Below are 12,527 nucleotides of genomic sequence, written 5' to 3'. Positions count from 1 at the left end.
TTAAGCTAGAATCCTGCCTTGCCACAATTATCAAATAATCAAACTGGCTTTGCCGTAAAAGCAACGCTCCGCTGCACGATAAGTGAACATGCACCCCCAGGAGGCAGACCGATGCACAGCAGTGAGATCCGCTATTTCCTTGCCGTCGCCAACAGCGGCTCGCTCAGTGCCGCCAGCCAGCAGCTGTTTGTGGCAGTCTCCGCCATCAGCCGGCAGATCCAGCGGCTGGAAGCGCGGGTCGGCGCACCGCTGTTTGAGCGGCACGCGCGCGGGATGGTGCTGAATGATGCCGGGCAGATTTTCGAAAACCACGTGCGTAAAAGCATGATGGATATGGAACATGCGATTGCGGAGATCAAAGGACTGAAGGCCATCAGGCGCACCGCCCTGCGCGTCGCCTGTACCGACGGCATGGCGTTCAGCCTGTTGCCGGTGCTGTTCACACAGTTTCGTCTGCTGCACCCGGGCGTCAGCTTTCATCTGACGGTGGGCAGCGCGCTGGAGGTGGCAGAGATCATGCGCCGGGGGGAGTGCGACGTGGCCTTTCAGTTCAGCCTGTACCCGGAGCGCGGAGTGGAAGTGGTCGCCGCCTGGCCCGCACCGGTACTGCTGGTGATGCGGCAGGATCATCCGCTGGCAGAGCAGCAGGTGCAGCTCAGTGACCTGAACGCTTATCCGCTGGCGCTGCCGGATGCCGGGACCACGGTACGGCAGCTGTTCGACCTCTCCTGCCGCATGACCGGCACCTTTGTTGAACCGGCGCTGACCTGCAATAACTTCAGCACGCTGTATACCTTCCTGCTGCAGACCCCGGAGGCGATCACCATTTGCAGCCAGTTTACGGTGATGTACCAGGCGGTGGAGCATGGGCTGGTACTGAAGTCAGTGGGTGCCGACCAGCTCAGTCAGCGCTCGTTACAGGTACAGACCGCTATTGGCCGCAAGCAGGGCCCGGCGCTGTCGCTTTTTCTGGAGTTTGTCCGGCAGGAATTAAAGCAAAAGGATGACAGCATCAGGGCGATCTTCGCATTTTGACAGGGCACGCGGCGGGCGGGAAAAAGGTCGCCCCCGACGGGGGCAACCCGGTTTTTTATTTCATCTCCACCTGATAGAAGATGTGTTTGCCAAACGGATCCACTTCGTAGCCGGTTACCTCTTTACGCACCGGTTCGAAAATGGTCGAGTGAGCAATCATCACCGCCGGGGCCTGGTCATGCATGATCTGCTGCGCTTCGCGATACATCACGACGCGCTTGTCATGATCCTGCTCGGCGCGGGCGGCGGTGATCAGCTTATCAAACGGCGCATAGCACCACTTAGACGAGTTGGAGCCGCCGTTAGCAGAGGTGCAGCTGAACAGCGGACCGAAGAAGTTATCCGGGTCCCCTGTCGCCGTGGTCCAGCCCATCAGCGCGGCCTGATGCTCGCCGTTTTTCACCCTTGAGAGATATTCGCCCCATTCGAAGCTGACGATGTTGGCTTTAATGCCCACCTTCGCCCAGTCCGCCTGGATCATCTCTGCCATACGACGCGCGTTCGGATTATAAGGACGCTGTACCGGCATCGCCCACAGATCGATGGTGGTACCCGGGGCGATGCCCGCCTCTTTCAGCAGTGCTTTGGCCTGTTCCGGGGCGTAATCATAGTCTTTCAGATCCTGATCCGCGCTCCACACGCCCGGCGGCAGCAGGTTTTTGGCCGCCGTACCGGTGCCCTGGAATACCGCTTCAATAATCGCGGGCTTGTTAATGGCCATGCTCAGCGCCTGGCGCACTTTGACGTTGTTAAGCGGGGCTTTCTGGGTGTTAAACGCCAGGAAACCGGTATTCAGCCCGGCCTTATGCATCATGGTGATGTTGGGGTTGGCCTCAAGGCGCTTGAGATCGGCAGGATTCGGGAACGGCATCACCTGACATTCGTTCTTTTCCAGCTTGGCCGCACGCACCGAGGCATCCGGCGTGATGGTGAAGATCAGACGGTCGAGCTTCGCTTTCCCCTGCCAGTATCCCGGGAAGGCGCGGAACAGAATGCGGGAATCTTTTTGATACTGGGCCAGTTCAAACGGCCCGGTGCCAATCGGTTCCCGGTCGACTTTTTCCGGCGTGCCGGCTTTCAGCATGGCATCGGCATATTCTGCCGAGAGGATCGAGGCAAAATACCAGCCCAGGTCGGCAAGGAACGGCGCTTCAGCATGAGCCAGGGTAAAGCGCACGGTGTGATCGTCGATTTTATCGATGCCTTTCAGCAGGGTGCCAAACTCCAGGCTTTCAAAGTTGGTGTAGCTGCCGTTCGAGACTTTGTGATACGGATTGGCCGGATCTTTCTGGCGCATAAACGAGAAGATCACATCGTCAGCGTTAAAGTCTCGCGTCGGCGTGTAGTTTTTATTACTGTGGAACTTCACGCCCTTGCGCAGGTGGAAGGTGTAGACGGTGCCATCGGGGCTGATCTCCCAGCTTTCCGCCAGTGACGGGATCAGTGTGGTGGTACCGGGCGTAAAGTCGACCAGGCGGTTGTAAATGGGTACCGCGCTGGCATCGACGCTGGTGCCGGAGGTGTACAGCTGCGGGTTAAAGTTTTCTGGCGATCCCTCAGAGCAGAACACCAGCGTCTTCGCTGAAACCGCTGACGCGACGGTCAGCGCCAGAGCCGCCAGTACCGTGCGTAATACCGCTTTCATCATCTCCATCCTCGCTTTTTATTTGACATTATCAGGGGGTGGTGCGTAAACCTGTAAATAACCCATTCATGAATAACATGATTTCGCACATTACCGAAATCATGCCGCCCGAGACAAATAAGGAAAGCTTATGACAGATTCACTGGCACGCCAGCTTACTCAACGTTTTTATCGCTATCTGGCCGTTACCAGCCAGAGTGATGCGGCGGCCACCGTCCTGCCCAGCACCCCGGAACAGCATGAGATGGCCAGGCTGCTGGCTGACGAACTGCGCCAGCTCGGCCTGCAGAAAGTGGTTATCGATGAGTTTGCTACGGTAACGGCGGTGAAACCCGGCAATCGCCCCGGTGCCCCACGTATCGGTTTTATCACCCATATTGATACCGTTGATGTTGGCCTCTCCCCGCATATTCATCCCCAGACCCTGCGCTATGAAGGGGAAGACCTGTGCCTGAATGCTGCGCAGGATATCTGGCTGCGCCGGTCGCAACACCCGGAAATCGAGGCCTATCACGGCCAGGATATTATCTTCAGCGACGGTACCAGCGTGCTGGGAGCCGATAACAAAGCCGCCGTCACGGTGGTGATGACGCTGATGGAGAACCTGACCGACGCCCAGCCCCACGGCGATATCGTGGTGGCCTTTGTTCCGGACGAAGAGATTGGCCTGCGCGGCGCAAAGGCGCTGGATCTGAAAAGTCGCTTTGACGTGGACTTCGCCTATACCATCGACTGCTGCGAACTGGGGGAAGTGGTGTATGAGAACTTTAACGCGGCCGCCGCAGAGATTACGCTGACCGGCGTAACGGCGCATCCGATGTCGGGCAAGGGGGTGCTGGTCAATCCGCTGCTGATGGCCTGGGATTTTATCAGTCACTTTGACCGCCAGCAGACCCCGGAGCATACCGCCGGACGCGAAGGCTATACCTGGTTTAATGATATGCAGGCCAACGCCAGCGAGGCGCACCTGAAAGCCTCCATTCGTGATTTCGATCTGGCCGGCTTTGAGCAGCGTAAACAGCAGATCCATCAGGTGGCGGAGATCATTCGCCAGGCCTATCCGACCGGCAAGGTCGCCGTATCGATTTCGGATACCTACAGCAACATCAGCAATGCGATCGGCGACGATCGCCGCCCGATTGACCTGATCTTTGCCGCGATGAAGGCACTGGAAATTGAACCAAAGGTGATCCCGATGCGCGGCGGCACGGATGGTGCAGCGCTGTCTGCGAAAGGTTTACTCACGCCGAACTTCTTTACCGGGGCACACAATTTTCACTCGAAGTTTGAGTTCCTGCCGGTGCCGTCGTTCGTGAAATCCTACCTGCTGGCGGAGAAAATCTGTCTGCTGGCAGCGGAGTAATCGTTAGCGGGTAGACTGAAAAAAACATCCTGCCGTAGGGCTGAAAGATCATCAGTCATTTTTTGTGGCTGACAGTTCGGTTTCAGGGCTGAGGCCAGTTTGAGCACGCCGGATCGGCAAAGTCCGCATCCCTGCGGGCCCCGGCACGCGACGCCCTGTCGCGTGACGTCTGGCTTACCTCAAACTGACCCCATCCCGGCACCAGGGTTGCACGCTGCCGGTGTTAAAACCGGCAACCCGATGTGCCGTTAACGACCGTTACGTCGCTGAGCGACGCTGACCCGCCTCACTCCTCATAAACATACACACGCAGACGATGCCCGTCCGGGTCGCAGGCGGTAAAGGTATATCCGAAATCCAGCGTTGCTGGTGGGTCGAGGATCTCAACGCCCCACGCCTGCCATTGGCTGAAGAGACTATCCACCTCTTGACGACTTTCGGCAGTAAACACAATCTCCGACTGGCTGGCGCCGGCACTGATCGGTGGCGTCACTCCTGATGTAACCCACAACCCGAGACGACCGCCGGAAGGCAGGATAAACATGGCAAAGGTGGGTGAAAATTCGACGGCATCGACGTTCAGTATCCGCTGGTAAAAAGCGGCGCTGTTAGCCGGGCTGGCAACATACAGAATGGTGAAATCAAGTGCTTTCATTTGGGGTTTCCCGTTTAGTGGCTGGACGGGAACAGACTATGCGATGCGACTGACAGTTTTTGTCAGTAGCCAAATCCCTGAGCAGAAATATTATGGCGTTCCCGCCACTCTTTCAGCAGCTGTGTGCGGGCGCGTGGATACCGCTGCGCGGTGACCTGTAGGTGGGTGAAACGATCAAGGCGAAAATGGCGGTAATCATCGCGTGTTTCGCACCAGGCTACGAGCACCTGAACAGAGTCAAAAAAACCAATCGCAATGGGCCAGACTCTGCGCCGGGAGCTAACGTCTTTCAGATCAAGGTAGTCGATTTCTATGATGTTCTGCCGGCTGATAGCCTGACGTAATGCGCCAACGTCGATACTGATAGCCAACTCCGCCTTCGCCGGGCCAACCATCAGCGGGGATAGTTCCAACTGCGAACGCAGTTCGGGTGGCAAAACGGCGGCAATCTTGCTTAATGCGGAGTGCGCCGCCGCCGCGAGTTCATTATCGGTCCGGCGCGCAACCCAACGGGAACCGAGTACCAGCGCCGCAATTTCCGCGGTGTTAAACATTAACGGCGGCAGGGTAAACCCGGGTCTTAAAACATAGCCCAATCCAGGTTCACCCACGATATCCGCCCCTTGTTGCTGCAAAGTGGCAATATCACGGTAAAGCGTTCGCGTACTGACACGCAATTCGCTGGCAAGTTGTTCAGCCGTAATGGGGAAACGGTGGTTACGCAAAAGTTGCAGCAGATCGAGCAGACGTTGAGCACGTGACATAGTGGTTATCGGCGATTCGGGGAAGATGTCAGGGACGGCCAGCAGGGCTGGCCGCCGGAGTGGCGAAACGTTATTTCACCGCCACATCAATACCAGGGAAGAACTTCGCGGCCAGTTTGGTGACGGTACCATCGTTTTGTATCTTAACGATAGCGGCATCCAGCGCTGCTTTCAATTTGGCATCGTCTTTACGCAGACCAAAACCAATGCCGACACCCAGTACCACCGGATCTTCCACGGCCTTACCGGCAAAGCTAAATGCTTTACCCTGCGGTTTTTCCAGGAAGCCAGACTGACCAGCAGCCGACATCACCAGGGTTCCGTCCAGGCGTCCCGCGACCATGTCGTTGTAAACCTGATTCTGATCCTGATACGGCGTCACCGTCACACCCTGCGGCTCCCAGTGTTTTTTCGCATAGGTCTCCTGCACGGAACCCTGCAAGACCCCGATGCTCTTGCCCTTCAGGCTCTCCACGGTAGGCAGCAGCCCCGACCCTTTTTTGGCAATCAGCATGTTGGGGATACGGTAAATAGGATTGGTGAAACCGATGCTTTTCATGCGGGCATCAGTGATGTTCATCGCCGAGTTGATGGCATCGAATTTCTTCGCGGCCAGCGCCGGGATCAGGGCATCAAAACTGCTTTCCACCCAGCTGCATTTGAAATTGCCCACCTGGCAAATCGCTTTGCCCAGTTCGATATCAAACCCTTCCAGCTCGCCTGAGGCGTTGCGGCTTTCAAAGGGCGGATACTGTGACTCCAGACCGTAGCGCAGCGTATCCTGCGCCAGCGCTGACACCGATGTCAGTAACCCGACTGCCACAAACAACGCATTCAGTTTTTTCATTCATTTACCCTCAAGGTGATGCTGTTAGCGAGGCTTGACCTGACAGAGTGCGCGTGCGCCTGCCTGCAAGGTGGCTTCGTCTTTTGCGAAAGAGAGACGGATCAATTTATTGTCTGTCCCATCGGTATAGAACGCTGACAGCGGAATAGTCGCCACGCCGTGATCAACGATCAGCCGTTTTACCATTTCACTGTCAGCCTCGTCACTGAAATCTGCGTAGCTGGCCAGCATAAAGAACGATCCCGCCGACGGCAGCAGCGTAAACGGTGAGTCTTGCAGCAGTCGGGCCATCTGGTCACGCTTACGCTGATAAAACTCGCCCAGCCCCAGGTAGTTAGCCGGTTGCTGCAGATAGTCGGCAAAGGCCACCTGCATAGGTGTATCGGCAGAGAACATCATAAACTGATGCACCTTCACCACCTCTTCCATCAGCTCTGACGGGGCCAGCAGGTAACCCACGCGCCAGCCGGTGACGTGAAAAGTTTTCCCAAAGGACGAGACAATGACACTGCGCTGCGCCAGCTCCGGATGGGTGGCCATGCCGTGATGCTGACGGCCGTCAAACAGGATATGTTCGTACACCTCATCCGACAATACGACGATATCGGTATGGCGCGTCAGCGCCGCCAGGCGGTTCAAATCCTCCGCCCCCAGCACCTGGGCGCTGGGGTTATGCGGCGTATTGATGATGATCATGCGGGTCTTCGGCGTAATAGCGGCCGCCACCTCATCCCAGTTAATGGCAAATTCCGGTACCTGCAATTTCAGGCCGACCGGGGTTGCGCCCTGCAAGCGCACGATCGGCGCGTAGCTGTCGAACGCGGGTTCAAAGAAGATCACTTCATCACCCGGGTGCACCAGCCCGGCGATAGCCGAATAGAGCCCTTCGCTGGCGCTGGCGGTGATCAGTACTTCGCTGGCGGCATCATATTTTTGCCCGTAAAGCGTGTCCACTTTGCTCGCCAGAATCTCTCTCAGCGCAGCCAGCCCGGTCATCGGAGCATACTGGTTATGACCCTGCTGCATGGCGCGGGTCACCCCGTCCACCAGCAGCGGATCGCATGGAAAGTTCGGTGCGCCCTGTGAGAGGTTAATGGCGTTGTGCCGCGCGGAAAGCTGGCCTATCACCGAAAAAATCGTGGTGCCAACATCCGGTAATTTAGAGCGCTGCTGTACCGCAGAAGGGATGGTCATAGAGACTCCGGTCGGGGGAGAGTAATGCTGCCAGTTCTACGTGGCGGCACTTGAGGCGACAAGCGAATTGTTGTCATAATAGCCATGACTTTTCCTCATTGCTCAGAGAACCCGATGCCCCAGCGCACGCTGCCGTTAAATGCTATCCATGCTTTTATCGTGACCGCCCGTCACCTTAATCTGACGCACGCCGCCGGCGAGCTGTGCATCACCCAGGGAGCGGTAAGCCGTAAAATCGCCGCGCTGGAGGCCTGGCTGGGGTTCTCGCTGTTTGACCGCCACGCGCGCGGCCTGCACCTGACGCCGCAGGGGGCCAGCCTGCTGCCCGCGCTGCAGAATGGGTACCAGCAGATGCACGATGCCGCACAGCAGGCCAGCAGGCAGCACACGACGATCCGACTGAAAGCACCCACCTGTGCCATGCGCTGGCTGGTACCCAAACTGGTGGCGCTGGAAAAAGCGCGCCCTGAGCTGCACGTGTCGCTGACCACCACGGTGGATCACCACAGTCAGTTAGCGCATTTTGATGCGGCCATCCTCTACGGCAGCAGCCCGCGCAACAGCATACTGCTGTTCGAAGAAGCGCTGACCCCGGTGATGGCACTGTCGCTGCACCCCGAGAAGCCGACGATCGACACGCTGGCAGAGATGACGTTTTTGCATCCCACGGCCGACGGCCGCGACTGGCAGCTGTGGTTACAGGCGCAGCAGCGCACGCTGGTGATGAAGCGTAATCAGCATTTTTCCACGATGGATCTGGCAATTAGCGCGGCCATTCAGGGGTTTGGGGTGACGGTGGCCGATGTGACACTGATAGCTGAGGATATCGCCATGCGGCGCCTGGTCGCGCCCTTTGCGGGCAGTGTAAAAACGGGCGCGGTCTATAGCCTGATCCGTCGCCCGCCTTCAGTATCGCCACCGCTGCTGGATGAGCTGGTGGCGTGGTTAAGTCAGCAGCCTTAGAAAGAGACCCACTCGTCGGCCGCGCCGGCCTTCTTCCCACCCGGTGTTTTCAGCGGGCTTTTCAGCGCCGCCGGACGGGCAGCCGTATGTCCTGCAGGCGCACTGATGGCGGAAAGGCGGAATTTGGCCACCGACAGCGTCAGCTCTTCCGTCTGGCGTTCCAGCGCACTGGCCGCCGCCGAAACCTGTTCAACCAGCGAGGCGTTCTGCTGGGTGACGCTGTCCATTTCGGAAATCGCCGTTCCGACCTGGGAAATCCCCTTGCTCTGCTCTTCCGAGGCGGAGGCAATCTGCTTCATGATTTCCGTGACTTCAGCCACCGACTTTAAAATATCGTCCATGGTGCTGCCCGCTTCACCGACCAGCTTCGACCCCGTATCCACGCGGGAAACGGAGTCGGCAATCAGCGTTTCAATCTCTTTTGCCGCCCCGGCGCTGCGCTGCGCCAGGTTACGGACCTCGCTGGCGACCACGGCAAACCCCCGCCCCTGCTCCCCCGCACGCGCGGCTTCTACCGCCGCATTCAGCGCCAGAATATTGGTCTGGAAAGCGATGCTGTTAATCACCGTGGTGATTTCTGCAATTTTCTTCGAGCTTCCGGCAATGCCCTGCATGGTGCTGACCACTTCCCCGACCAGCTTGCCACCCTTACTGGCGGTCAGGGAGGCATTATCCGCCAGTGAACTGGCCTGACGGGCGTTATCCGCGTTGAATTTCACCGTGGCGGTCAGCTGCTCCATGCTGGCTGCCGTCTGCTCAAGGGCCGATGCCTGCTCTTCCGTACGCGAGGAGAGATCGTTATTCCCCGAAGAAATTTCTGCGGCACCGCGATGGATATTTTCAGTCCCGCTGCGGATCGAACTGACCGCATCGCGCAGGCTGTCCTGCATCGCCTGCAGCAGTGGTACCAGCTTCCCGACGCAGTTGCGGCCAAACTCGTTGACCGGCTGGGTCAGGTCACCATCGGCAATCACGCGGAAGTGTTCCCGGATGGTAGCCAGCGGACGCACCAGCATCACCACCAGGTAGCGGTCGGTAAACAGCAGGATCAGCAGTCCGGCAATCACCGCCATCACCAGTACGGCTTTGGTGGTGTGGGTCAGATGATCGACCGTAATGCGCGTGGCATCGAGTTTATCGGCGGCAGCGGTATTAAATTTCTCCACGCTGGCGCCAAAATCGCGGCTGAGCGCTGGCGTCACGCTGGCTGCGTGGCGACGATAGTCCTCCGGCGAACCCTGCTGTGCCAGACGGACCTGGGGTGTAACCCCCTCATCCAGCAGTTTCTGCCAGCTGGCAATCGCACTGGCGGCATACTGCGCATCCAGCGGGCCCGGTGACTGTTGTTTGAAATCGGCCAGCAGCGTGGTCATGTTATCCAGCGCTTTCTGTACCGAAGCCATGTCCTCCGGTTTTTTGGAATCTATGGCGCGGGAAAGGCGGGTGATAACGCGAAAATACTGGTCGTTACCTTTACTCAAGGTGCTCATCTGACCGACCAGATGGCGATCGACGGCATTGCCCTCACTCAACTGGTTCAGTGAATAAACGCTGTACAAACCCACAGCGCCCCAAAGCAGGCAGAAAATGCCCAAAATCCACAATAATACTGCGCGGATCGTATAATTTTTTAAGAATTTCATAGTGACTCCGTGACCTGGTGATACCGATTAAAATGTTGTTATCTGAGGGCAATCACCCTTAGTTATCGGCACCACGGCAGAGGAAACTCAAAAAAATAACACGACTTTTATTACAGCGTTTTTGTCCTTAGTATTGCTGGGGCGAATCATAACGTATTGCTATGACGTATATTTATGGCAGTTTAGGACAGCCTGAATACAGCAGAAAATATTAAGTATCAGGCTGGTAATGTGGCTCTATTCATGGCGCAGATGGACAAATGCCTTCATCAGCAGACGAAACACCTGCATTCTGCGTCGCATAAAGCGTTTTTCAATCGTGATCCCGGCCTGGCCGTTCTGACCGAAACGCAGGGTCATATCCTGCCGGGGACGCCAGGCAGGCCAGTCCGTTTCGCCGCTAATCTGTGGTGAAAACACCGTCGCTTCCCGGGCAAAGCGCAGCCAGTATTCGCTGACACGCCGGGAAAACGCCTGGTCTGCCGCAGTGAACGGGCGCTCGCCGTCGGTGGGTTCCATCTGCGCCAGGGTATTGAGGACATAAGGTATTTCATTGCCATGCCAGGTGCCATGCCGGTACAGGTCGCGGGCATGCTCTGAAACATAATCAAAGTAGTAGCGCCAGGCTGGGGTCCCCGTCCGGTGGTGGGCCAGCGCCGCAACATAGCCCAGGGTGGTAAAGGTCATGTCGCGGGCCACCTGTCGTCCGAGCTCCGCATCATCCCACACGTCGCGGTACAGCAGCTTGATCAGCCGCAGCGCCAGCGGGCGCTTCGCTCGCATATCGGCGATGACTTTTGCGGCATCCACGCCAAAAAAGGCCAGCACGCTCGCTTCATCGCTGTTGCTGCCGATCATCAGCGGTAGCCGCTGCTGCCCGCCGGAAGCGAAGACGCTGAGCATAGGCTGCGGCAGAACGCAGTCACCGTGGATGGCCACCGGCCCCAGTGTCAGCGAGCGTGCCAGCGGCCAGAAAGCATCCGCAGGCAGGGCGCGAAGCTGCTCCGCGCTGGCATCCTGCAGATCGAAATGACGGGCCAGCGCCTCGCCTTTTTGCAGGGCTTCTGCCCGGGAGACGTCCGGGACGCTGTAGGCGCTCTGTGCGATGCCCTTGTGGAACAGCCCTTTTGCCATCGGCGAAGCAAACAGGGACAGTACACTGCGTGCGCCGCTGGATTCGCCCATCAGTGTGACATTTTTTGGATTACCGCCAAAGGCCCGAATATTGCGCTGTATCCACTGCAGGGCGGCGATCTGATCCAACAGCGCAAAGTTATTCACCACCTCGCCATCCGCGTACTCGCGATCCAGTGCAGGGTGCGCAAAGAACCCCAGATGTCCCAGACGGTAGTTAAGCGTTACGACCACTGCGCCGCGCGCCGCCAGCGGTGCCCCCAGGTAGGGTGTTAACCCGCCGGACCCGACGGTATAGCCTCCGCCGTGGATCCATACCATGACCGGCAGCGGCGTAGCCGGTTCAGCGTCCGGCGTCCAGACGTTCAGATACAGGCAATCCTCGCTGAAGCCGCCGGGGTCTCCCCCACCTACCGCCAGACAATATTCCAGGCTCTGCCAGCTGGCGGGCCCCCACGTCATGGCCTCTTTTTCTCCCTCCCAGGGGGTGACCGGTTTTGGGGCTTTCCAGCGCTGTTCGCCCAACGGTGGAGCGGCATAAGGGATCCCCTTAAAGACGAAGACGTTCTCTTCCCTCTTCCCGCGCAGGCAGCCTTCTGCCGTCATAATCCGTAGTGTTTGTTCGTTTTTCATGGGGGCTTCCGTGTGATATCCGCGGTAATTATTTGCAGACTAAGAGAGAAAGTCCATCATGGCGTGTGATTTGCAGATTATGCTGATACAAGCACCGCCTGCACGGGTGCGATGATCGCCAGCCGCTGGCGGCAGCCTTCCGCTTTGAACTGCAAGGATCACATTATGTTTACCGCAATAAATAATGGTTTTTCCCGCCTCTGCGATCGCCCGGACCTGGGCCGGCTGCTACTGCGCGTGTCTCTCGGTGTCCTGCTGCTGTTTCATGGCGTGTTCAAGGTTGAGCATGGCGTTGGCTGGATCGCCCGCCTGCTGCATGCCCACGGTGTGCCCGGCTTTGTAGCCTATGGCGCTTACATTGGGGAAGTGCTGGCCCCTGCGATGATCATCATCGGGCTGATGACCCGCCCGGCGGCGTTTATCATTGCGGTGAACCTGGTGGTGGCGACGCTGCTGGTGAAAACCGGCGCGGTATGGGATCGCACCGGGGTCGGTGCCTGGGCACTGGAAGGGGAAGCACTCTACTTCTTTGGCGCGCTGGCCGTGATGTTCCTCGGCGCTGGCCGCTTTACGCTGGTCAGTAACAGTAGTCTGCAATAGGACGGGTTGACCGGAAAAAAGGTCAGCCACTGACTCTGAAGGGGGCGACTT

The 12,527-nt window shown here is 57.9% G+C and carries 11 protein-coding genes; 4 read left to right on the top strand and 7 right to left on the bottom strand.

What is annotated here, in order from left to right; all coding sequences use genetic code 11:
- Nucleotides 1-111: 111 nt before the first annotated feature.
- On the top strand, nt 112-1,035 hold the full coding sequence (locus IFU29_RS01150; protein WP_191932289.1) for a LysR family transcriptional regulator: 924 nt from the start codon (nt 112-114) through the stop codon (nt 1,033-1,035).
- A 55-nt stretch (nt 1,036-1,090) separates the two neighbouring features.
- Here IFU29_RS01150 and IFU29_RS01145 read toward each other — a convergent pair whose 3' ends face one another.
- A complete protein-coding gene (locus tag IFU29_RS01145) occupies nt 1,091-2,683 on the bottom strand; it encodes an ABC transporter substrate-binding protein (protein ID WP_191932288.1) in 1,593 nt (530 codons plus the stop codon).
- 127 nt (nt 2,684-2,810) lie between these two features.
- Between IFU29_RS01145 and pepT the strand changes: the two genes are divergently transcribed.
- Nucleotides 2,811-4,043 (top strand): peptidase T, encoded by a 1,233-nt coding sequence (gene pepT / locus IFU29_RS01140; RefSeq protein WP_191932287.1) that lies wholly within the window; start codon nt 2,811-2,813, stop codon nt 4,041-4,043.
- A 286-nt stretch (nt 4,044-4,329) separates the two neighbouring features.
- On the opposite strand, the gene IFU29_RS01135 is transcribed toward pepT, so the two are convergent.
- From IFU29_RS01135 to IFU29_RS01120, 4 genes are all read right to left on the bottom strand, one after another.
- Nucleotides 4,330-4,698, bottom strand: coding sequence for a VOC family protein (locus IFU29_RS01135; RefSeq protein ID WP_191932286.1), 369 nt, complete (start codon nt 4,696-4,698; stop codon nt 4,330-4,332).
- A gap of 62 nt (nt 4,699-4,760) precedes the next feature.
- Nucleotides 4,761-5,462: a helix-turn-helix transcriptional regulator gene (locus tag IFU29_RS01130; protein WP_191932285.1), complete on the bottom strand. Its 702-nt coding sequence runs from the start codon at nt 5,460-5,462 to the stop codon at nt 4,761-4,763.
- A gap of 70 nt (nt 5,463-5,532) precedes the next feature.
- On the bottom strand, nt 5,533-6,309 hold the full coding sequence (locus IFU29_RS01125; RefSeq protein WP_191932284.1) for a transporter substrate-binding domain-containing protein: 777 nt from the start codon (nt 6,307-6,309) through the stop codon (nt 5,533-5,535).
- Nucleotides 6,310-6,333: 24 nt separating this feature from the next.
- Nucleotides 6,334-7,503: a pyridoxal phosphate-dependent aminotransferase gene (locus tag IFU29_RS01120; protein WP_191932283.1), complete on the bottom strand. Its 1,170-nt coding sequence runs from the start codon at nt 7,501-7,503 to the stop codon at nt 6,334-6,336.
- A 114-nt stretch (nt 7,504-7,617) separates the two neighbouring features.
- On the opposite strand from IFU29_RS01120, the gene IFU29_RS01115 reads away from it, so the two are divergent.
- The gene (locus IFU29_RS01115; protein ID WP_191932282.1) at nt 7,618-8,466 is read left to right on the top strand and encodes a LysR family transcriptional regulator; all 849 of its coding nucleotides are present in this window, start codon (nt 7,618-7,620) and stop codon (nt 8,464-8,466) included.
- On the opposite strand, the gene IFU29_RS01110 is transcribed toward IFU29_RS01115, so the two are convergent.
- The gene (locus IFU29_RS01110) at nt 8,463-10,109 is read right to left on the bottom strand and encodes a methyl-accepting chemotaxis protein (RefSeq protein WP_191932281.1); all 1,647 of its coding nucleotides are present in this window, start codon (nt 10,107-10,109) and stop codon (nt 8,463-8,465) included. The genes IFU29_RS01115 and IFU29_RS01110 overlap by 4 nt on opposite strands.
- A gap of 237 nt (nt 10,110-10,346) precedes the next feature.
- Nucleotides 10,347-11,876, bottom strand: a complete 1,530-nt coding sequence (locus tag IFU29_RS01105; RefSeq protein WP_191932280.1) for a carboxylesterase/lipase family protein — start codon at nt 11,874-11,876, stop codon at nt 10,347-10,349.
- Nucleotides 11,877-12,041: 165 nt separating this feature from the next.
- On the opposite strand from IFU29_RS01105, the gene IFU29_RS01100 reads away from it, so the two are divergent.
- On the top strand, nt 12,042-12,476 hold the full coding sequence (locus IFU29_RS01100) for a DoxX family protein (protein ID WP_191932279.1): 435 nt from the start codon (nt 12,042-12,044) through the stop codon (nt 12,474-12,476).
- Nucleotides 12,477-12,527 lie beyond the last annotated feature (51 nt).

It is taken from the genome of Erwinia persicina, assembly GCF_014838825.1.
Lineage (GTDB): Bacteria > Pseudomonadota > Gammaproteobacteria > Enterobacterales > Enterobacteriaceae > Erwinia > Erwinia persicina_A.
Note: the sequence above shows the minus strand (reverse complement) of the source record. Positions and strands in the feature narration are given on the sequence as shown.